The organism is Flavobacterium salilacus subsp. salilacus, from assembly GCF_004634195.1.
Taxonomy (GTDB): Bacteria; Bacteroidota; Bacteroidia; order Flavobacteriales; family Flavobacteriaceae; genus Flavobacterium; species Flavobacterium salilacus.
Genome location: NZ_SKBP01000001.1, coordinates 536,365 through 558,200, shown reverse-complemented (window position 1 = coordinate 558,200; position 21,836 = coordinate 536,365). Strand labels below are relative to the sequence as shown.

Annotated in this window: 22 protein-coding genes and 1 tRNA gene; 13 read left to right on the top strand and 10 right to left on the bottom strand. The window is 37.9% G+C overall.

Annotated features, from left to right (window positions below; all coding sequences use genetic code 11):
* Positions 1-16 precede the first annotated feature (16 nt).
* Positions 17-1,249 carry a 2-oxoglutarate dehydrogenase complex dihydrolipoyllysine-residue succinyltransferase gene (gene odhB / locus E0W68_RS02705; protein ID WP_135217859.1) on the top strand — a complete coding sequence of 411 codons (1,233 nt, stop codon included), beginning with the start codon at positions 17-19 and terminating at the stop codon, positions 1,247-1,249.
* Positions 1,250-1,325: 76 nt separating this feature from the next.
* Here the strand turns inward: odhB and E0W68_RS02700 are convergent, their stop codons facing one another.
* The 4 genes from E0W68_RS02700 to E0W68_RS02685 form a co-directional block, all read right to left on the bottom strand.
* A complete protein-coding gene (locus tag E0W68_RS02700) occupies positions 1,326-1,811 on the bottom strand; it encodes a hypothetical protein (RefSeq protein ID WP_135217858.1) in 486 nt (161 codons plus the stop codon).
* A 142-nt stretch (positions 1,812-1,953) separates the two neighbouring features.
* Positions 1,954-3,024 carry a fatty acid desaturase family protein gene (locus E0W68_RS02695; protein ID WP_135217857.1) on the bottom strand — a complete coding sequence of 357 codons (1,071 nt, stop codon included), beginning with the start codon at positions 3,022-3,024 and terminating at the stop codon, positions 1,954-1,956.
* Between the two features lie 167 nt (positions 3,025-3,191).
* Positions 3,192-4,211: a hypothetical protein gene (locus tag E0W68_RS02690; protein ID WP_135217856.1), complete on the bottom strand. Its 1,020-nt coding sequence runs from the start codon at positions 4,209-4,211 to the stop codon at positions 3,192-3,194.
* A gap of 326 nt (positions 4,212-4,537) precedes the next feature.
* Positions 4,538-4,975: a retropepsin-like aspartic protease gene (locus E0W68_RS02685; protein ID WP_135217855.1), complete on the bottom strand. Its 438-nt coding sequence runs from the start codon at positions 4,973-4,975 to the stop codon at positions 4,538-4,540.
* 105 nt (positions 4,976-5,080) lie between these two features.
* Here E0W68_RS02685 and E0W68_RS02680 point away from each other — a divergent pair, with 105 nt between their 5' ends.
* The 4 genes from E0W68_RS02680 to E0W68_RS02665 all read left to right on the top strand — a co-directional run bounded on the left by E0W68_RS02680 (position 5,081) and on the right by E0W68_RS02665 (position 8,214).
* A complete protein-coding gene (locus E0W68_RS02680; RefSeq protein WP_135217854.1) occupies positions 5,081-5,848 on the top strand; it encodes a TatD family hydrolase in 768 nt (255 codons plus the stop codon).
* Between the two features lie 69 nt (positions 5,849-5,917).
* On the top strand, positions 5,918-7,054 hold the full coding sequence (locus E0W68_RS02675) for a 1-acyl-sn-glycerol-3-phosphate acyltransferase (RefSeq protein ID WP_135217853.1): 1,137 nt from the start codon (positions 5,918-5,920) through the stop codon (positions 7,052-7,054).
* The gene (locus E0W68_RS02670) at positions 7,044-8,075 is read left to right on the top strand and encodes an asparaginase (protein ID WP_135217852.1); all 1,032 of its coding nucleotides are present in this window, start codon (positions 7,044-7,046) and stop codon (positions 8,073-8,075) included. The genes E0W68_RS02675 and E0W68_RS02670 overlap by 11 nt, the downstream gene beginning before the upstream one ends.
* 51 nt (positions 8,076-8,126) lie before the next feature.
* Positions 8,127-8,214: transfer RNA gene (locus E0W68_RS02665), tRNA-Ser, on the top strand.
* 59 nt (positions 8,215-8,273) lie between these two features.
* Here the strand turns inward: E0W68_RS02665 and E0W68_RS02660 are convergent.
* From E0W68_RS02660 to E0W68_RS02650, 3 genes are all read right to left on the bottom strand, one after another.
* Positions 8,274-9,329, bottom strand: a complete 1,056-nt coding sequence (locus tag E0W68_RS02660; protein ID WP_135217851.1) for an Omp28-related outer membrane protein — start codon at positions 9,327-9,329, stop codon at positions 8,274-8,276.
* Between the two features lie 38 nt (positions 9,330-9,367).
* On the bottom strand, positions 9,368-10,120 hold the full coding sequence (locus tag E0W68_RS02655) for a T9SS type A sorting domain-containing protein (protein ID WP_135217850.1): 753 nt from the start codon (positions 10,118-10,120) through the stop codon (positions 9,368-9,370).
* 102 nt (positions 10,121-10,222) lie between these two features.
* Positions 10,223-11,722, bottom strand: coding sequence for a T9SS type A sorting domain-containing protein (locus tag E0W68_RS02650; protein ID WP_135217849.1), 1,500 nt, complete (start codon positions 11,720-11,722; stop codon positions 10,223-10,225).
* A gap of 324 nt (positions 11,723-12,046) precedes the next feature.
* Here E0W68_RS02650 and E0W68_RS02645 point away from each other — a divergent pair, with 324 nt between their 5' ends.
* The 3 genes from E0W68_RS02645 (at position 12,047) to E0W68_RS02635 (ending at position 15,332) form a co-directional block, all read left to right on the top strand.
* On the top strand, positions 12,047-12,523 hold the full coding sequence (locus E0W68_RS02645) for a TlpA family protein disulfide reductase (RefSeq protein ID WP_135217848.1): 477 nt from the start codon (positions 12,047-12,049) through the stop codon (positions 12,521-12,523).
* A 3-nt stretch (positions 12,524-12,526) separates the two neighbouring features.
* Positions 12,527-14,227 (top strand): DUF6029 family protein, encoded by a 1,701-nt coding sequence (locus E0W68_RS02640; protein ID WP_135217847.1) that lies wholly within the window; start codon positions 12,527-12,529, stop codon positions 14,225-14,227.
* 130 nt (positions 14,228-14,357) lie between these two features.
* Complete coding sequence (locus E0W68_RS02635) at positions 14,358-15,332, top strand: Gfo/Idh/MocA family protein (protein ID WP_135217846.1); 975 nt, start codon at positions 14,358-14,360, stop codon at positions 15,330-15,332.
* A gap of 78 nt (positions 15,333-15,410) precedes the next feature.
* Here the strand turns inward: E0W68_RS02635 and E0W68_RS02630 are convergent, their stop codons facing one another.
* Positions 15,411-15,725, bottom strand: coding sequence for an HPF/RaiA family ribosome-associated protein (locus E0W68_RS02630; RefSeq protein WP_135217845.1), 315 nt, complete (start codon positions 15,723-15,725; stop codon positions 15,411-15,413).
* 203 nt (positions 15,726-15,928) lie between these two features.
* Between E0W68_RS02630 and E0W68_RS02625 the strand changes: the two genes are divergently transcribed.
* The 5 genes from E0W68_RS02625 (at position 15,929) to E0W68_RS02605 (ending at position 19,616) form a co-directional block, all read left to right on the top strand.
* Positions 15,929-17,002, top strand: a complete 1,074-nt coding sequence (locus tag E0W68_RS02625) for a mechanosensitive ion channel family protein (protein ID WP_135217844.1) — start codon at positions 15,929-15,931, stop codon at positions 17,000-17,002.
* A 104-nt stretch (positions 17,003-17,106) separates the two neighbouring features.
* Entirely contained in the window at positions 17,107-17,829 is a 723-nt protein-coding gene (locus tag E0W68_RS02620; protein WP_135217843.1) for a porin family protein, read from the top strand.
* 34 nt (positions 17,830-17,863) lie between these two features.
* Positions 17,864-18,442: a Crp/Fnr family transcriptional regulator gene (locus tag E0W68_RS02615; RefSeq protein ID WP_135217842.1), complete on the top strand. Its 579-nt coding sequence runs from the start codon at positions 17,864-17,866 to the stop codon at positions 18,440-18,442.
* A 178-nt stretch (positions 18,443-18,620) separates the two neighbouring features.
* On the top strand, positions 18,621-18,911 hold the full coding sequence (locus E0W68_RS02610) for a putative quinol monooxygenase (RefSeq protein ID WP_135217841.1): 291 nt from the start codon (positions 18,621-18,623) through the stop codon (positions 18,909-18,911).
* A 36-nt stretch (positions 18,912-18,947) separates the two neighbouring features.
* Complete coding sequence (locus E0W68_RS02605) at positions 18,948-19,616, top strand: type 1 glutamine amidotransferase domain-containing protein (protein ID WP_205435312.1); 669 nt, start codon at positions 18,948-18,950, stop codon at positions 19,614-19,616.
* 97 nt (positions 19,617-19,713) lie between these two features.
* On the opposite strand, the gene E0W68_RS02600 is transcribed toward E0W68_RS02605, so the two are convergent.
* The gene (locus E0W68_RS02600; protein ID WP_135217839.1) at positions 19,714-20,322 is read right to left on the bottom strand and encodes a hypothetical protein; all 609 of its coding nucleotides are present in this window, start codon (positions 20,320-20,322) and stop codon (positions 19,714-19,716) included.
* A gap of 3 nt (positions 20,323-20,325) precedes the next feature.
* Complete coding sequence (gene rpoN / locus E0W68_RS02595) at positions 20,326-21,789, bottom strand: RNA polymerase factor sigma-54 (RefSeq protein ID WP_135217838.1); 1,464 nt, start codon at positions 21,787-21,789, stop codon at positions 20,326-20,328.
* Between the last annotated feature and the right edge of the window lie 47 nt (positions 21,790-21,836).

The window sequence follows — 21,836 nt, the reverse complement described above, 5'->3', positions numbered from 1 at the left end:
ATAAAATTATACTGAGATGATTTTAGAAATGAAAGTTCCTTCTCCCGGGGAATCGATTACCGAAGTAGAAATTGCAACATGGCTGGTAAAAGACGGCGACTATGTAGAAAAAGACCAGGCTATTGCCGAAGTGGATTCAGATAAAGCAACCCTTGAGCTTCCTGCCGAAGCTGCGGGTATTATTACCCTAAAAGCAGAAGAAGGTGACGCTGTAGCCGTGGGTCAGGTAGTATGCCTTATAGATACCGATGCCGCTAAGCCTGATGGTGCCGCTCCTGCAAAAGAAGAAGCGCCCAAAGCCGAAGAGAAGAAAGAAGAACCTAAAAAAGAGGAGTCTAAAGAGGAGCCTAAAAAAGAAGAAAAAACGTATGCTACAGGCACTCCATCGCCTGCGGCACGCAAAATACTTGACGAAAAAAATATAGATCCCACTACTGTAAACGGTACAGGCAAAGACGGCAGAATAACGAAAGATGACGCTGTTAATGCAAAACCATCTATGGGCACGCCAACAGGCGGTAACCGCGGTTCTGAGCGTAACAAATTATCAATGCTTCGCAGAAAAGTGGCAGAGCGTTTGGTTTCGGCTAAGAACGAAACAGCGATGCTTACAACTTTTAACGAAGTAAACATGACGCCCATAAACAAAGTAAGAAACGAATATAAAGAAGAGTTTAAGGCAAAACACGGTGGTGTGAGCCTTGGCTATATGTCGTTCTTTACCAAAGCAGTTGTAAGAGCCTTACAATTATATCCTGATGTTAACTCTATGATAGATGGCGATTATAAAATTACTTACGATTTCTGCGATATCTCAGTAGCAGTATCAGGACCAAAAGGATTGATGGTTCCTGTAGTACGTAATGCAGAAACACTATCATTCAGAGGCATTGAGTCGGAAATAAAACGTCTTGCTATTCGCGCACGCGATGGTCAGATAACTGTAGATGATATGACAGGCGGTACATTTACCATTTCTAACGGCGGTGTATTTGGCAGTATGCTATCTACCCCAATTATTAACCCTCCGCAATCAGGTATCCTGGGTATGCACAACATTATCGAGCGTCCTATTGCCGTAGATGGCAAAGTGGAAATACACCCTATGATGTATGTAGCACTTTCTTATGACCACAGGATTATCGACGGTCGTGAGTCAGTAGGTTTCCTTGTAGCAGTAAAAGAAGGGCTTGAAAACCCTGTAGAGCTGCTTATGGACAACAATCCTAAAAAAGCATTTGAACTTTAGGATAAAGCAATTATATATAAAACGCCCGCTCATCATTGAGCGGGCGTTTTTTGTTTTAGAAATGTAGTTTTGGTTGTTAACGTTTAATATTAAATGTACCCTCAGTTATTTCAAGTAAATATAAACCTTGTTGAATATCATATCTTGACAATTCTCCCGAAAAAGTACCGGACAGCTTTTCGATATTATTTTTTTGTACAATGTGATCTATCTGTATTAGTTCTTCATCATTATAGCCACCTTCATCATAAACTTTATTTCCTAATTCATACAGCCATTTAACATCTACCTCTTCACCTCCTGTTTCTCCTTGATATATTTCAAAAGAAATTGATTCTTCTGAGTTTTCTGATTCAGATGCTATTATTGTTAATAATACAGTTCCGTCTTCTGGTGTTCCTGTGTTGATTATAACATGGTTAAATGTTTTCTGTACACCATCAACTTTAAATTTTACGAAAGAAGTAGTGTTGTCGTCGGTTGAGTTTGAATCGTCGTCAGAACAAGAACTGATTGATAGTGTTAATATTGAAAGCGATAATAATAAAAATAATTGTTTCATTTTGTAATTTGTTTAAGTTAGAAATTAATTAAGTGCAATGATATAAAAATTTTACATTGTCCTAAAATTTTTATAATAAAACCTTTCAAACATGAGGTATAGTAATAGAGAGCATGTGTTTTTATTTTAAAGGGATATGATTTTAGCCGGGTATGCCCATTTTCTTTAAATGCCTGAAATGGGATCTCATCATTTGCCATAGCGACATTTTATGGTAGGGGAAATCATACTCTGCGGTAACTTGTTCTATAACAGTATTAATAAGGTCATAATTGGTATGGCATATATTGGGGAATAAATGATGGGCTGCATGGCAGTTGGCACCTCCGCTAAGCACCCGGGCAATTCTACTTTCAGGATTCCAATCACAGCTTGTTCTGAGCTGGTGCACCGCCCATGAGTAATCGAGGGTATTGTCTTGCGGTTCAAAATAATCGGCTTCTTCAAAAAAGTGAGTCCCCACTAACATAATTACAAAAAGCAAAGAGGTAAAGGCTGAGGCAGATACATAAGTAAGAAAAATAAACCCCACTGAAAAATCGGTTAGCTGTATGGGTATGTAAAGTACCAAGAAAAAATAAAAAATTTTAAACAGGAAAAACCTAAGATATAACTCCGGCTTAGCCACCCCTTTTCTCATCCAGCTATACTCTTTTGAAAACAGGTATATCCAGTCACCCATAAACACAGAATGCAGTAATGCAAGCATATATACAAACGGGGCATAAAGATGTTGATACTTATGTTTTGCTGACCATGGATGTGAGGGAGCCAGCCTAAGGAAAGGATTTTTATCAATATCAATATCGCTTCCCTCAACATTAGCATACAGATGGTGGGAGCGAATATGCCGCAAACCCCACAAAAGAGGGTCGATACCAACCGTTAAAAAACTGAAGAAGTGCAGCACCTGATTAGCAGATTTGTTTTTAAAAGCGGTGTTATGAGAGGCATCATGCCCCAGGCAGAAGCCCATGAGCAGACCGGAAATTTGAAAAGCAAGGTATAAAAACCAAAAAACAAGGGTATTGCCTGAGTTTAAAAGTAAATAGTAGGAGGCGTAGCAGATAGCAGCCCAAAAAATACCTTTAGCCCAAAAGTTGGTATTGCCATGTTTAGCAATGTTTTCTCCCAACTCTTCAAAAGCTTTAGACCGCAGCGTTTTGTAAAATTCTTTTTCTTTTGGGTCATTCTTAAATTTCCGGACTTTCATACCTGTTTTTTTATCAGGTTTAATAACTCCGGTAAAGCGGTTTTTATTGTATTTGTAAAAGTAGCACAGGAAATCCTAAAAAAAATAGTAGGGCTTATAGAGAAACCGGCATATAAAAAAGTGCCCGCTAACCGGCGGGCACTTTTGTTTTTATATAGACTTTTTACTTAAGGAAGGCTGTTTAACATGTTAATAAGTGCGGGGTCTGTTGCTATAGCAAGGTCTGACTGTGTGAAAACAATAACGTCATTACCCACTATAGTTACTTGTTGTACACCTACTAACCATTGTCCTCCTTGTGAGGAAACAAATATTACATTAAATTGTGCTCCAACAGGAATGTTGTCATACGGGTCATCAAATAATTGTGCTCCGTAATCAAAATTGTTAAACCCTGTAAGCATGTTCATTTGCCCTTGATAAGACATATATACCATTGAGTTGGTGTCGTCAAATCCGTCAGGAGCATCAACCCAAATTCCGGTATATTCATCAAAACCGAGCGCGTCCAGTTTATCGATATTACACCACCCGAAGCTTAGCATTTCCATAATAAATCTTCCGCCTTCTTCGGTTACTTCTCTTTCATTCCCTTCGTCATCGGTGTCTTTTTCCCATACTACATCTCCGTCTTCATCTTCTTCGCCGGTCCATACAATCATGTTCTCAGCGTCTTCTCCTTCACTTCCCGACAGTTCTGTTGGGACAGATAGTGTATAAGGCACACCGTCGTCTATATCCTCACCTTCTTCGGTAGTCATATTTACATAAAACTCACCTCCGGTAATAAGTGGTGCCAAAACAGACTCTTCGTTTGCTTCACCTTCAGGAACTCCCATAGTTGGCATGCCCGTGGCTACCATATTGCCTATCCCGAATATCTCTATAAATTCTACAGTAACAGTTCCGTTATACGGATTTCCGTTCACCGTTAAATTGCTGGGAGTAAAACTCACCTCAACACCCATTTCCGATTTGAATTTAACCTCTTTTCTTCCTGTTTCAAATTTGAAAAATTGCTTTAAGCTTTCTCTATTGTTTTGCTCTAAAGCATACAGTCCGCCCTCCTGATTTTCTGAAGATTTCAGTTGAGCACTCTTATTGTCTGTTACCGTGTTATCTTCACTGCTGCATGCAGCGAAAATCAGTGCTAAAAAAGCACTTGTAAATAATAATTTGTTTTTCATAATAATAAATTAATTGGATTAAGTTAATATGTAAATCGAAATAAGTAGTAGCTAGCATATTTACCCTTTCGATTTTACTAAAGTTACTAAACTGGTATATGTTGATGCTTTTTTGGGTGTTTTTTCGATGAGAAGTAAATTTTTTATGTTAAAATGTAGATAAAGTATATTTTAACATAAAAAATTCAGCAAATTTTTAGGTTTTTTAAAGTTTTTGTCTGACGGTATTGGGGTATGAGTATTTTAAATAAAAAATAAGGTTGGTGGTTTTAAAGCTACTAAAGTATCAAAAATAATTCCCATAAGAGTGCTGTTTTTTACTCTAACTATTTTAAATAAAAGCAGTTATTGTAATAATCTATTATTGCTTTACCCTGCATTAGTATATCAGCGCCTATAATACCGTGTACGGGTTTTGCTTTATATTGCCGCAAAGCCTCATTTACGTGCGACATATCAAAAATTATCAATCCGAAATTTTTGCTGGTCCATCGTCCAATTTTTAGTTTGTTTTTCAGAGAGGTTTGTGTATTCATACCTGTACCGCCCGCTCCGGCAGCTTTAGTATCCGAATCCGCAGCTAAAAGCTCAAAATACTCTATACTGTCAAAACCCACACAACTGTTAGATGCTCCTGTATCGAGTATAAAGTTGCCCTGAATGTCATTTATTTTTGCTTTAATAAGCAAATGCTGCGTTTTTGATATTTTAAATTTGATGCGTTTATAACCTTTTTCTTTCAGGCTATTATACAGATTTTCCATTATTAAATGTTAATTGCTACCCAAAAATACTTTAAAATATTCGATAAAGGAGGTAAAAACATTTGCAACTTTGTAATTTTACCGGGCAAAAAAAAGAACTAAAACATGACATTGACAGATACACATACCCATTTATACAGCGAAGCATTTGAAGAAGACAGAGAAAGTATGATACAGCGCGCTATAGATGCGGGTGTAACCCGCATGTTTGTACCCTCTATAGATTCTGCCTACACACAGCAGATGTATGAATTGGAAGCACAATACCCTGAAAATGTATTTTTGATGATGGGATTGCACCCTACCCATGTAAAGGATAACTATGAGGTAGAGCTTGCCCATGTAGAAGCAGCGCTTGCCAAACGCAAGTTTGCCGCCGTAGGCGAAATAGGTATCGACCTGTATTGGGATAAAACCCACCTGAAAGAACAACAGCACGCTTTTAAGTATCAAATACAATTAGCTAAAAAATACAGCTTGCCCATCAATATTCATTGCCGAGATGCTTTTGATGAGGTTTTTGAAGTGCTGGAATCTGAAAAAGGGGATGGGTTATATGGTATTTTCCACTGTTTTACAGGCGATTTTGAGCAAGCCCAAAAAACAATTCACTACGGTATGAAACTGGGCATTGGTGGGGTAACTACTTTTAAAAATGGTAAAATAGATCAGTTTTTAAAGGAGATAGATATTAGCCATATTGTTCTGGAAACCGATTCGCCCTATCTTGCTCCTGCACCACATAGGGGTAAGCGCAACGAAAGCAGTTATACTTTACTGGTTGCTGAAAAGCTTTCTGAGATATATAACATGAGTATAGAGGATATTGCTGCCATAACTACCGAAAATTCTAAATCAATTTTTGGTTTTTAACAAAGAATCCCCGTTAAATTCACAAAAATTTTGTTCATTTGTGGCATTGTTTTTAACATTAAGAAGTGCATGTCAAAATTTGATCATATCCGGCCTTTTTATGACAGTGAGGTAAATGAGGCTATATGTGGTGTTTTACATCATCCGATGATGAAGGCGCTTATGAGTTTTGCATTTCCTGATGTTGACCAAAAGGTGTGGGAAAAGCAACTGCAAAAAACACATTCCAAACGCGATTTTCAGGTTAACTTTATATATCCTGCCGTACAAAAAGTGCTCCAAAAAAGCTCAGAAGGGCTTACTACATCAGGGTTTGAGAAGCTTGACAAGCATACGCCCTATCTTTTTATCTCGAACCATAGGGATATTATACTCGACACCTCATTGCTTAATGTTTCGCTCTATGATCATGGGCAAATAATGACTGCCTCGGCAATAGGTGATAACCTGGTTCAGAAACCTTTTTTGCACACCCTTTCAAGGCTTAACCGTAATTTTTTAGTACAAAGAGCGCTTCCGCCAAGAGAATTGTTGCAAAGTTCGCGCCTTATGTCCGAATACGTTTGCCAGTTATTACTGCGCGAAAATCGTTCGGTATGGATAGCACAACGTGAAGGGCGTACTAAAGACGGGAATGATGCCACCCATCAGGGTGTGTTAAAAATGCTGGCTATGGGTGCGGAGGGCGACAGCCTGATGGAATATTTTAAAGCTGTTAAAATTGTACCAGTTTCTATATCGTATGAGTACGACCCTACGGATGCATTAAAAATGCCAATGCTTATGGCACAGGCCAATGATGAGGTATATATTAAAGAGAAAAACGAAGATTTTAATACATTACTAAGTGGTATAATGGGGCAAAAAAAGCATATACATATTCATGTATGTGATGTGCTGGACAGTGAACTGGATAAAATAGCTGCTGATTTTGATAATCAAAACAAACAGATACAAGCATTGGCACAAGTGCTGGACGATGCTATACTGAGTACTTATAAACTTTGGCCTACCAACTATATTGCTTATGACTTGCTGAATGAAACAGATCGTTTTAATGCAAAATATACCGAAAAGGAAAAACAGCTTTTTGAACGCAGGCTGGAAATGCGGATAGATATAGAAAATAAAGTTTTACGCGATGGGTTTCTGGCAATGTATGCTAACCCTGTGGTAAACAAAATGAAGTACCAAAATGCAGTCTAAACCCAACATTTTACTTTTATATACCGGCGGTACTATTGGTATGGTTAAAGACTTTGGGTCCGGAGCGTTAAAGGTGTTTAATTTTAGTAAACTGCTGCAAAGTATCCCGGAGTTGAAGCACCTGGATTGTACTATAAAAACAGTTTCGTTTGAAACGCCTATCGATTCATCAAATATGACACCTCCGCAATGGGGTAAAATAGCATCGGTAATAGAAGAGAATTATAACAGCTTTGACGGGTTTGTAATCTTACATGGCTCTGATACCATGTCATATTCTGCATCAGCATTAAGTTTTATGCTGCAAAATCTTGATAAGCCTGTGGTTTTTACCGGCTCTCAACTCCCTATAGGCGATTTGCGTACCGATGCTAAAGAAAATCTTATTACTGCTATACAAATAGCTTCGTTAAAATATAAAGGACAATCAGTAATACAGGAAGTATGCCTTTATTTCGAGTATAAACTATATAGAGGCAATCGTGCCGTAAAAATAAGTGCCGAACACTTTAACGCCTTTGCATCGCCCAATTATCCTGCCTTGGCAGAGTCTGGCGTGCATCTTCGTATAAATAAGGATGTCTTACTGCAAAAGCAGGAAAACAAGAGTTTTACGGTAGTAAAGGACTTTGATGATAATGTAGTTATTATAAAAATGTTTCCTGGAATAAGCCATCAGGTATTAAGTTCCATACTCAGTATTCCCGGACTTAAAGGTGTAGTTTTAGAAACGTATGGCTCGGGAAATGCGCCCACTGATATTTATTTTATATCAATATTGCAAAAAGCTATAGAGCAGGGATTGCATATAGTAAATGTAACCCAATGTTCGGGAGGGAGTGTTAATATGGGGCATTATGAAACCAGTACTTTGCTAAAAGAAATAGGGATAATATCGGGTAAAGATATTACTACAGAGGCAGCAATAACAAAACTAATGTACTTGTTGGGGCAACGTGTATCTACCCATGAATTTAAAGCTCTTTTTGAAACATCACTATGTGGTGAATTATCTCCATAAATTTTCATAAATCCGTTTTAATATTCTATTTTTGCACCCGCAATAAACTATAGAGAGGTGGCCGAGTGGTCGAAGGCGCACGCCTGGAAAGTGTGTATGCTCCAAAAGGGCATCGAGGGTTCGAATCCCTTCCTCTCTGCTAAAAAATAAAAGCTCCTTAAATTTTTAAGGAGCTTTTATTTTGAAGAAAAAATATTTTTACAACATTTCAAATTCCTGCTCTTCGCCTGGATGTGAGCTTCTCACATTGATTGCATTACCTGCTTCATCAATTACAAACGCAACAAATTCTATATTGTTTGTGTTTTCAACAGATGAAGGTATTGTAACATTAAATGTTTTTGTATAGGTATTAAATATTGTAGTTTGACTGCTTGGTATATCCTCTCCCATAAGAGGAGTAATACAACTTCTCAGCACATGATTGTGCTCAAAATTTTCAAGGATATCGATACCATCATAGTAAGTGGTGTAATTATGTTGTTTGTATATCAAACCGTTTTCCAATATATAAACTACTAATTTCATGTTATTTCCGAAATCCTTACCAAACATTACGTTTATATCTATAGTAAGATTGTTACCATCTTGTGATGATTTCATGGCAAGACCTAACTTTGGGTTTTCGCCTTGCGTAAGTGCAATTACTTGGTTAAGATTGTTTGGCTCAGGATACTCCCATTGTGTCATGCGGTTCAGGTAACTTTTAGGATACCCTCCGGATCCGCCAAGTGAATTTTCTAATTCGCTCGTGTCATAATTATAAGGATCATAAACCGGACTTGATGGGTTAGAGCTTGGTCTGTGTATTGCTACGGCTACGGCATCATTAGTTTGTTGATGTACCAACTCAATACCATAGGCAACCCTGGGGCACCAGCCACACCATGTGCCTGTATAATCTTCTATAAGTACTCTTTTTCTGAAGTTGATTCCTGACCCGTCATTAAAATTAACGATTAGGGGTTCTGATTCTATATTGAGATAGGAAGCCTTTACTTCAAAATTTCCTACAACATCCGATGTAAATGTATTATCTCCCATCATCTCACCGTCAACATAAAATACAGCCTCTTCAGTCAGGTCATTACCTTCATTATCCTTTACGGTAAAAGTTATTGTTTCGCCTACAACTTTTATGGAGCTATCTGCAGTAAGGATAACAGAGCCTTGGGATTGTAATATTTCATAATTACTGTTACACCCCATAAGGGTTATGCAGGCAATAAATATCAGTATAAGGTTCTTTTTCATTTTTAGTAATTGAATCTAAATATATAGAATGCGTCAAATTATTTTTTTACAAGCTTAACTTGAGATACTTTATTTTCTGAATTTGTAAATCGAGCTATGTATATAGATGATGATAAGTTTGAAAAATCTATAGACTGTGTGCCACTTTTAATAGTGGTATTTTTTACCAGCTTGCCATTAAGGTCGTATATCTCCAGTTTACCATTATTTTTTGCATCAACATCAAGATTGTCAGTAACAATAGTACTGTTAAGAGTTATACCAATATTTTTAAGACCGGTAACATCTTCAATACCTGCTGCTGTAGTGTAACGGAAAGAAAAACTCATGATTACATCGCCTTCCGTACCATCAGGGTTATATTGTACTAATGACATATTGTAAATAACATCCTGTTCCGCTACATCACCTCCATAAGCATTGGCAAAATGATCTGCGTTAGGGTTGTGGCTTCCAGCGCCAATTTTGGCTGCATTAATGTCTTCAGGAACTGTACTTCCTTCACTTACAGAGAAATAACATTGCTCCCCAAAACAAAAGAATATAAAGTTTTCGTTTCCGCTGGCATTTTCAAAAGAGTCCATTTTTAGCTTCACATATATATCCTCAGCAGTATTGTTAGTTACTTGTATTGGCATATATCCGCCCTCTCCGCTCTCAGTGTCAAGAGAGTTGGTAGAGTAAGTATATCCGTCTGTAATTACTACACCGTCTTTTCCGGTTACGGTAATATCCTGTGCTTGTGATGTAATAGCGAATAGTGTTATGGCAGCGATTATAAAATTTTTCATGATAGTATTATTATAATTGTATTTTAAGTAAAAAGGCTATCGGAAATAAATTACTTATCTCCGATAGCTTTAAAAATATTATTTTGTTTATTATGTTTCTTATTACTCGATTACAAGTTTTACAACTTTTTCAGTGTTATTTTCACTTACAACCTTAGCAATGTATATACCTGATTGAATTTTGTTTAAGTCGATAGCATCTCCGTTAGTAACACCGTTTTGTGTATGTATTATTTTACCGGTAAGGTCAAGTACAGTAACATCAACTGCATCTTGCGAGCTTAAATAAAATATTCCGGTTGATGGGTTAGGATATATTCCAAAACCTGCATCATTGAATTTTTCTCCTGCAAGAGTACCGTTAGTTGTAAATGTTGCATTTTGATAGAATAGTTGACCAAAATCTCCATTGTTATAGAATAACACAGTATTGTCTGCTGACTCTATTAATATACCGTGAGGAACTTCTGCGCCGGCTTGATTCCATGTCCATCCATCGCCATAAGCATCAGTAAGAGCTACAGTATAGCAATCCGTTAAATCTAATGTAATTTCATAATGGAACATTTGCTCGGCATTACCGGCAGTATAATCAGGACTGCTCCATACAGTATTGTCGTTACTATCAAGAATATATGCTTTCATCTCGGCAGGGAATTCATCTGTGTAAAGTGTTACTTTAATGTTTTGAGATGACTCTGTTGCAGCATTCGGAACAATAGTAAACGATTTTGAATTTATAAATTCAGGTGATGTATTTGCAGGAGTAGCGCCATTTAACTGTGTTAACTCAATTTGATAAGTAGCCTGTCCGTCAAGTTCCATACTGTCAAATGCCAACTCGGTTGTTTGGAATTGCGCTATACTTAAACCTTCAAAAGTTTTTGTAGCGATAACTGTTCCGTCTTTTTTAAGTTGAGCGGTAGCACTGGTAATAGTGTTGCTGCCATAGCTTTTAAAACTTCCGGAAATACTTCCTTCACCTTCGCAAAATCTTAGGTTTTCAGCAAGAGGTTTACCCAAATTGGCAATACCTTCAACAGCAGTACAAGATGTACCAATATACTGTGTAAGTTGCTCCGGAGTCCCTCTGTCAATTTCATGTACAATACCCGGCTGTCCTGCACCTTGCGGGCAAATGGCAAACATAGTAGGATATCCGGGAATATCATAACTCGAGCTAACAATGTCATTATTAATAATGTGGTATGGAGTGTCTAGAGTCCAGTCGCCAAGCGGAGACGGTGCAGCCTGATATCCCGGAGCCGGCGGTAAATCTTCTCCGAAAATTTCTCCTTCCATAGTTCTTGGGTCAGACTCGATGTAAATAACCACTACCTCATTACTACCGTCTTCTCCATAAGCATAATGGATGTCAGAAAGGTAATGTGTGTTGTGAAAACTCCAGCAAGGACCACACCATGCAGCAGACATATATGCTACTACAGTTTTTCCCTGGTCAAGGTAGTCTTGTAATGAAACGGTTTCTCCCGTTACTACATCTGTCCCGCTAAAGTCGGGAGCATCAGATCCGTCAGCAATCTGTGCATTGGCAATAATTCCTCCAAACAGGAATAAGCCTAATAGTAATGTTTTTTTCATGTTTTTTCTTTTTGAAAAGTTAGTTTTGTTTTATATGTAACGTTTTTCTTTTAAATTGTTTGACTTTTAACAGATATAAAAAGGAAAAGTAAATTTTACCCGAAAATATATAAAAAAATGATACCCCCAAAATATATTTCAAAATTTTTCTTATTCTATTCTCATTTTCGTAATTAAAGATTACTTATACGTTATATATAATAAGTATTTTACTCTTAAATTGAGTCTTTTTTATTCTATTTAAAAAAAATGCGGGATACTGTCAAAATTTTTTTAATATTGCCACTCAAACAACATAATAAATATTACCTATAATTTTATAACATGAAAAATTTACTTGTACTGTTATTACTAATTACTTTTTCTGCCAATGCGCAAAAAGCAATGCCCAGCGTAACCTTAAAATCGGTAAATAATAAAACATATAATGTAAAAAACGATTTTAGCGAAAAGGACAAGCTATACGTATTTACATTTTGGGCTACATGGTGTGCACCATGTATCAATGAGCTTGATGCTATAAAAGAGCATTATGCACAGTGGTCTAAGGAGCTTAATATGGAGGTTATTGCTGTTTCTATAGATGATACACGCACCCAAAAAAGAGTAAAGCCATTACTTAATGGTAAAAATTGGGATTACACCGTTCTTTTAGATACCAATCAGGATCTTAAAAGGGCACTTGCCATTGCAAATCCTCCATACACTGTAGTAGTAAAAAACAAAAAAGTGGTGTATGTACACAATGGGTACAGTCAGGGAGCCGAAATAGAACTGTACAATAAACTGAAGGAACTGTAACCAATGAAAAGAAAATTACTTTTTATGTTACTGCCTTTGGCAGCAGGATCATTATATGCTCAGGATACCGAAACGGAAACTGAAGAAAAACAGGAAGTAAGGGTATATGGCGGATTTGAATCGAACATACAGTGGTACTTAAATGATAAAGGGAGAGGAATAGAACATCCCGAAACCCCTTTACGATCCAATAATTATTTTTTAACAAACTATCAGTACGGCAGGTTTACAGCCGGTTTTCAGATAGAAGCCTACGAAGATAATGCACTGCTTAACTACAACCCTAAATTTAAAGGAGGAGGTGTAGGCACCTATTACCTGAACTATAAAACTGAAAAAATAGAACTTACTGCCGGATATTTTTACGAGCAGTTTGGCAGCGGTTTGTTACTTCGCGCATGGGAAGACCGCGCCCTGGGTATCAATACAGCCCTGCGAGGCGGGCGCGTACTTTTCAGACCCAGCAACAGCGTTAGGCTAACAGCCCTTTTCGGGCAGCAGCGTACCGGTTTTGATGTATCTGACGGAAGGATATACGGTTTTGATTCGGATATTAACCTAAGCAACCTGTTTAAATTTGAAGAGTCCGATCTTTCTTTTGGAGCAAGCTATGTAGGCAGGTATGAAAAAGTAACCATTCCCAATCCGGCTTTTGATGAACTTACCAATGCTTTTGCGGGAAGAATTAATTTTATACACAACTCATTTTACATTTCCGGCGAATACGATTATAAACAAAAAGATGCAGTACTGGATGTACAAAACCGTATTAACAATGATTTTATAAAACCCGGAAATGCTATTCTTCTCAATTTCGGATATACAGGTACAGGGCTTGGTATAGATGCCACTGTAAGAAGGATGGAAAACATGAGTTTCCTCTCCGAAAGAGAACCCTCTTTTGTAGATGCCACCTCTTCGAGTCTTAACTATAATGATAAAGTACTCAACTTTGTACCGGCTTTAACCAAACAGCATCACTCTAACCTGGCTAACATTTATGTTTTTCAGGCACAGGGAAAAGTCGATTTTATAGACCAATCCATAATGAAAGCGGGAGAAACAGGCGGGCAGATAGATATTTTTTATGAGTTTGCCAAAGAAACAGCCATTGGTGGTAAGTATGGTACAAAAGTAGGACTTAATGCTTCCAGCTGGTATAACCTGCCCGGTAAGTACAGGTTTGCCCCTGCGGAGTATGAAACAGATCTTTTTGGCGTAGGCGAGAAATATTTTTCTGATTACAACCTTGAGATAAAAAAGAGATTTTCAGAAACATGGCTTACTAATTTTTATTACGTTCGCCAGTATTATAACACCCTGTGGCTGCAAGGCGGCGAAGAAGTAAATACAAACATTGTAACAGGAGAAGCAGTATATAACTTTGATACAACCAAGTCAATACGTTTTGAAGGTGAGCACATGTGGGCTGATGCCGACAGAAAAAACTGGGCAGGCGCTACTGTAGAACTTAACCTTAATGATAAATATTCATTGTACGTATGGGATATTTATAACTATGGCAATGATGATAGCGACCAGCAAACCCACTATTATAATGTGGGCGGTGCTTATCGTTACGGAGCTACGCGAATGGCACTAAACTATGGCAGGCAGCGTGGCGGACTTGTGTGTGTGGGAGGTGTATGTCGTTTTGTGCCCGAAAGTACAGGCTTTACAGTATCTTTAAGCACAGCATTTTAAAGGAACTAACCATTCACCAAATATATCAAAGCCCTTGCACTTATTGTGAGGGCTTTACTTTTTCTTTGCATTAATGAGTATAACTTATTCAATAAAAATAAATATTTTTATCCTTTAAAAGTAAGTACAAATGGATTCAGTTATAAAATGGGGAATTATTGGCTGCGGTAATGTAACAGAGCGCAAAAGTGGTCCGGCATATACCAAAACAGAGGGATTTAAACTACAGGCGGTAATGCGCCGAGATATGGAAAAAGCTGCAGATTATGCCCATAGGCACGGCGTTCCTGCTTATTATAATGATGCAGATGCACTGATAAACGACCCCGAAGTAGATGCGGTATATATAGCAACCCCTCCTGATACCCACATGTATTATGCCCTGAAAGTTGCCGATGCGGGTAAACCCTGTTGTATAGAAAAACCCATGGCACCAAACTATGCTGAGTGTGTAACGATTTGCAGGGCTTTTGAAGATAAAAACCTTCCGTTGTTTGTAGCATACTACCGTCGCTCCTTACCTCGCTTTAAGCAAGTAAGAGAATGGATTGACGCGGGTGCTATTGGCGAGCCACGCCACATCAACTGGCTGCTTACCAAAACACCATCGCCCATAGATAAGTCAGGTGAATATAACTGGCGAACAGATGCCAAAATTGCCGTAGGCGGGTATTTTGACGACCTTGCCAGTCACGGGCTCGATTTATTTATACAAATGCTGGGTAACATAACTATGGTACAGGGCATAACAACCAACCAGCAAGGGCTTTATACCGCCAAAGATGCCGTTGCTGCCTGCTGGTTGCACAATACAGGTGTAACAGGTTCGGCTACATGGAATTTTGGCAGCAGTACCAGAGAAGATAGTGTTACCATACATGGCAGCGAAGGTAAAATTGATTTTTCTGTTTTTGAGGAAGAACCGGTTATACTTACCAATGCAGCGGGGCGTAAAGAATTGTTTATAGAAAATCCTGAGAATATCCAGTTATACCATGTGCAAAATATGAGAGAGCATCTTATGGGTAATGCCCGGCACCCGTCAACAGGAAATACAGGAGCTCATACCTCATGGGTTTTAGATACCATATTGGGTACGCTGTAAGCCATTATAATCAGTGAAAACGATATAAAAAAACTCCCGATGTTTTGCATCGGGAGTTTTTTGTTGAGTTGCTCCGGTTTAGTGGGCGTTCAATTTGCCAAAAGTATGTTCTAAGGCACTTTTTATTTTATCAGTTGCGCCTGATACGGCTTTTTCAATCGTATCAGCATGATTTACTACACCTATTGGCTTTAGTCCTGCAATGCGTGCCTCTATACTGCAACGTTTGTCGTTCTCCCCACCTTTAGCGCTATTCTCGTCCCCAAGATATACTTCAAGGCGAGTTATTTTTTCCTCATATTTTTTTAATGAGTTTTGCAATTGTGTAGTAAAGTATTCTTCCAGTCTGTGATGACCTTCAATATTATTATCGGTATTAATTTGTATTAGCATGATATATATCAATTTAGTTATAACACAAATATAACAACAAAACCGCACTTTTGTTATGATATTAGTCATAGTTAACGTAACATTAAGTATTTATACTATTCGTTACTTTCTATTATAACGATATAAGTTAATGTAATCTTTAATTGCAGTAATACACCGATTTGATTTTATAACTTTAGGGTTAAAACCATAAATACCTTACTATGAATTTTATAGCTATAGCCCCCGGTCTTATCAGATACATCATTTTTGGAGCATTGGGGCTCATAATTACATTTGCAGTAGTATTTTTTGTTTTAAATAAAATAGGCAAAAATCCTAAAAATATACTACCCGTCAACTTTGCACACCGCATTAAAGTTCCGCTTATTCTGTTTATAATTGCCTTAGTATTACGTATAGGCGTGTCGAGCAATATTTTTGCAGAGCCTCAATTAAGCATTATCGGGCACATAGGTACATTGCTGTTTATAATAAGCATAACATGGTTTTTAATTATTGTACTCCGGGTTACAAAAACAAGGCTTATACGAAAGTATGATATTACCGCTTCGGACAACTTAAATGCAAGGCGGGTATATACCCAGTTTAACATACTGGAGCGGGTAGCGGTATTTATTATTATTGTGCTTGCCATAGGTATTGCCCTTATGAGTTTTGAGAGCATCCGTGCCGTAGGCGCAAGTGTTTTGGCATCGGCAGGTATTGCCGGTATCATTATTGGTTTTTCGGCACAAAAAGCATTGGGTACACTGCTGGCAGGAATACAAATAGCGATAACACAACCCATACGGTTAGATGATGTACTGATTGTAGAAGGCGAGTGGGGGCGTGTAGAAGAAATTACGCTTACCTATGTAGTAATAAGTATTTGGGATAAACGCAGGCTGGTAGTGCCAACTACCTATTTTATAGAAAAACCTTTCCAGAACTGGACAAGGAGTACTGCCGAAATTTTGGGAACAGTTTTTATTTATACCGATTTTCGTGTTCCTATAGATAAGCTGCGCGAAGAGCTTACTCGTCTTTTGGAAGGCTCTGACTTGTGGGATGGTAAAGTAAACGTATTGCAGGTTACCGATGCTAAGGCAGATGTTATGGAGATACGTGCCCTGATGAGCTCTGCCGACTCCTCAATATCGTGGGACTTGCGTGTATATGTAAGAGAAAAGCTTATAGAGTACCTGCAAAAAAATTATCCTGAGAGTTTACCCAGAACAAGGGTATCGTTAGCAGAACCTAATACAGCTAATCCGAAGGATGCTGCCATTGAGTGATGCATAAAGGCATAATGGTTGTTGCCGGCGAAAAAGATAGGCAGTCAGTAATAAAGTATAGGTAAACTTTTGCATCTTTGTACTACTAACGGTTATATACTACTATGCGGTCACTATTTATATTTATGCTCGGTTTTGTTATCAGTACTTCATTTGCTCAAAACATTGACGAAGTAGCTGAGGAAAAAACCGATAGCATTACTGTTAAGCCTGACCCCTTGTATAGAGAAGACCAGTTTTATGCTTCGATATCCTATGTGCTTATGCAAAATAAGCCTGACGGTTACGACCAAAACTCTGTTTCTACCGGATTGACTATGGGTTTTTTACGAGATATGCCAATTAACGAAAAAAGAACGTATGCTATAGCTGTGGGACTGGGGTATGCTTATTATAACATAAAACATGACCTTAAAGTAACCGAAAGTGCCGGGGCGGTATTTTATGAACAGGAAGATGCTGCCGATTTTGACAAAAATAAGCAAGTACTCCATTACCTCGAATTGCCTATAGAATTACGCTGGCGTAACTCTGATGACGTCAGCCATAAATTTTGGCGTGTTTATACAGGTTTTAAGATAAGTTATCTTTTTGCTGATAAAGCCCAATACTACCCACTTTCAGGAGGAAGTACAAAAGTAAAAAGCAATGGCGACCTTAATAGTATTGTTTACGGTGCCTATATTTCTGCAGGCTGGAATACTTGGAACTTATATGCCTATTATGGTATAACACCTTTATACAAACAAGAAGCAAGGCTGAATGATGATGGGCAGAAAATAAACCTCAACACGGTAAGTTTAGGACTTATTTTTTATATACTGTAACTCTCCTGATTTATGTAAGTTAAATCACATTACGATGCAAAAATGTACTGTTAAGGATATTTTTAAAGAGATTAATTTTTCTGAAAGCGAACTTGCAATTGTAGAAGAAAAATTTGAGGAAATTTATCCTAAAAAAGGCGAGATACTGTTATTGCCGGGGCAACCTGTACCGTATCAGTATTTTGTTTGTGACGGTTGTTTGCGCACCTATTTCATTTCGGAAATCGGTAAAGAATACACCATGCAATTTGCCGTTAACGATTGGTGGATTAGCGATTATACTGCTTTTTTTACGGGAGGGCTTTCTATGTTTTATATAGATTGCGTTAAAGACTCGATTATCTATAAAATTTCAAAAGAGGATATGGAGCTGTTGTATAAGCAAGTACCTCAGGTTGAAAGTTTTTTCAGGATAAAAATGGAACGCTTTTTTGCCAGTTTCCAAAAAAGAATATTGAGCGATTTGGCTCTCACTGCCGAAGAGAAATACCTTAGGTTTTTAAAAGCCTATCCCAACATTGAGCAGCATATAAAAAACTATCATCTTGCTTCCTATCTGGGTATTACTACCGAAAGCCTTAGCAGGGTGAGGAAGGAATTGGCTAAGAAATAAATTTATCGAAATAAAAAGCATTTATAAAAAAGGATGGTATTTACCATCCTTTTTTATTGCTTAGCCCTCTTTTAAGTTATCTCATTTATTATCATACATCAATTTTTAAGTAGGGATAACAACGGAACTTTGGAGTATAAAATAAAAGGAAATAGTAACCCGATAAAGATACAAAATCATGGAAAAAGAACTTTTAGTAAAATGGAACATCAGGGAGAGTGAAAGAGACGAAATTTTGAGCCTGTTGCCTGAACTGGTTGAAAAAACCCGAAACGAAGAAGGAAATATCCTGTACAACATTTACCGGTCAGAAAACAACCCGAACGAGCTAATACTGCATGAACGCTATGCGGATGAAGAGGCTTTAAACGCACACAAGCTTTCTGAGCATTATCAGAACATCGTGTTTAAAAAAATAATACCTCACCTCGAAACCCGTGAGCTGACTATCGTAAAACAAATCTATTAAACAGCAACTTATTATTAATCTGTAAATTTTTATATCATGAAAAACGTTTTAATTATTGTTTCGAATGCCAATGGAATTGGACCAAACAACAGAAGAACAGGTACTTTTTTACCTGAAGTGGCACACCCTTATGCCGAATTTGACAAAGCAAACTATCAAATAGACTTTGCCAGCCTTACCGGAGATACTCCGTATCTTGATGCCCTTAACCTTGCTGATGACCCGGATAACCTTGCTTTTTTAACAGGTAAGGGATGGGAAAGCATGCAAAAAGCAGTAAAACTGTCGGATATAGATGTAAGCGCTTATGATGCTATTTTTATTCCCGGCGGTCTTGCCCCAATGGTTGATATGCCCGAAAACCCACAACTTAAACAAGTAATTAAAGAAACTTATGAGCGCAATGCAGTAGTGGGCGCTGTGTGTCACGGTCCCGTATCGTTGCTTAATGTAAAGCTTAGCGATGGCACCTATCTTGTAAACGGTAAAAACATAGCTTCGTTTACTTCGGAAGAAGAAGATAAGTATGCCAAAGCAGATGTGCCATTTGATTTGCAAACGGCTCTTACCCGTCAGGGAGCTATATTTCATGCGGCAGCACCATGGTCTGCAAACAGTATCGCTGATGGTAATATAGTAACCGGACAAAATCCTGCTTCGGCAAAAGGTGTTGCAGAAAAGATGATTGCAATATTAGAGGCTTAACAGCTCATTAAAGCTTAGTGATGATACAAAAGAGGCTGCCTCAAAAATGCTTATTTAAGTACTTTTGAGGCAGCCCCTTAGTGTGTTTTAATTATACCTAAAGCAGCCATACAAACCATAATAATACCTGAGGTAATATACCTGCAATGCTGCCCAAAAAAATGCCGCTCAGCGAATGCTCTTTTTCCTGTAATCGTGAAGAAGCGACAAGCCCCGAAGACAGTATTAAAAAAGCGATGAGGTAGAGAAAAGAGATATGGTAATATGCCGATATGCTTATTACAAATACCGTTAATGAGGATATCCCCATTACATGAAGGCTTATTTTCTGTTTAAAAAGTATCAGGGTTAAAGCAATCATTATACTGATAAGGCTGCCCAAAAAATAATAATACAGTTCATGTATAACCAATACGGAAAAACTGTGTTTTATTAATACCAGCAGCAGCACAGCATAAAACGCTAACGGAAGTTTGCGCTCTTTTTTATCAATCAGCATTTTGGTACGTATAAGCCCCAACGAACGTAAAAGATAAAATAATGATATGGGCAACAGCATGGTTAATATAAGCACTTGTATAAATACAAGATAAATTTCGTGCTTATAAAAATAATTTTGCGTTACCAGGAAATAAAACAAGGTAGCATATAGTGGAATAAGCAGCGGGTTAAAAGCATACGAAAAGAAAAGAAGGAGTTTTTTCATGCTCTATATTTTCTTTCGCATCCTTGCTACAGGTATATCCAGTTGTTCCCTGTATTTTGCGATAGTTCTCCGGGCTATCGGGTAGCCCTTGTCTTTCAGTATTTCGGCAAGCTTGTCGTCAGGAAGCGGTTTTCTTTTGTCTTCCTCTTCAATAACGTTTTGTAGTATTTTTTTAATTTCTATAGTCGATACATCCTCACCCTGATCATTTTTCATGGCTTCCGAGAAAAATTCTTTTATCAGTTTAGTACCATAAGGAGTATCTACATACTTACTGTTTGCCACACGCGATACTGTAGAAATATCCAACCCAACAAGGTCGGCAATATCTTTAAGTATCATGGGCTTTAGCTTCGCCTCATCGCCATCCAAAAAATATTCTTCCTGATAGTGCATTATGGCATTCATGGTTACATACAAGGTTTCCTGTCGTTGCTTGATGGCATCTATAAACCACTTGGCAGAGTCGAGTTTTTGTTTTATAAATTGTACCGCATCTTTTTGCGCATTCGATTTCTCTCTGGAATGTTTATAGCTTTGAAGCATTTCCTGATAATCTTTAGATACATGAAGCTCCGGTGCATTCCTGCCATTAAGTGTAAGCTCCAGTTCGCCATCCCTTATTTTAATGGCAAAATCGGGTACTACGTGTTCTACAGTTTTACTGTTATTATCATAAGATCCGCCGGGTTTCGGGTTTAGCCTCTCAATCTCATCAATAGCCTTGCGCAACTGGTCTTCGCTTATGTCAAACTTTTGCATCAGCTTGTCATAATGCTTTTTGGTAAAAGCATCAAACTGATTTTCCAGTATGTTTATAGCAAGGTCTATCGGTTCAGTAGGAGTTTTATGTTTCAGTTGCAGCAGCAGGCATTCCTGCAAGTCGCGTGCGCCTACACCTGCCGGCTCTAACTGATGGATAACGTGCAGTATGTTTTCTACCGTTTTCTCATCGGTATAAATACCCTGAGTAAACGCCATATCATCTACAATTTCGGGGATACTGCGACGAATATAACCCATATCGTCAATACTTCCCACAAGAAACTCGGCTATATCCCTTTCGTTTTCACTAAGTATAAAAGTATTTAGCTGCTCTGTAAGGCTTTGATGAAAACTAACCTGTGCCGCAAAAGGCATAGTCCTGTCTTCGTCATCATCACTATAGTTATTGGCTTGGGTTTTATAGTTAGGTATTTCGTCGTCGCTAAGATATTCGTCAATATTTATCTCATCAGCATCAATCCTTTCGTTATCATAATCATCATAGTCGTCAAACTCGTCTGCGGTAAATTCATCCGTTTCATACTCGTCTTCCTTCCCGCTTTCCAAAGCGGGGTTCTCCACCATTTCTTCTTTCAGGCGTTGCTCAAATGCCTGCGTAGGCAATTGTATCAACTTCATCAGTTGGATTTGCTGTGGAGATAACTTTTGAGATAGCTTTAATTGTAAGTTCTGTTTAAGCATATATAATTGGGTGGTTTTCCAGTATAAAAATACAAAAACAGGCATAA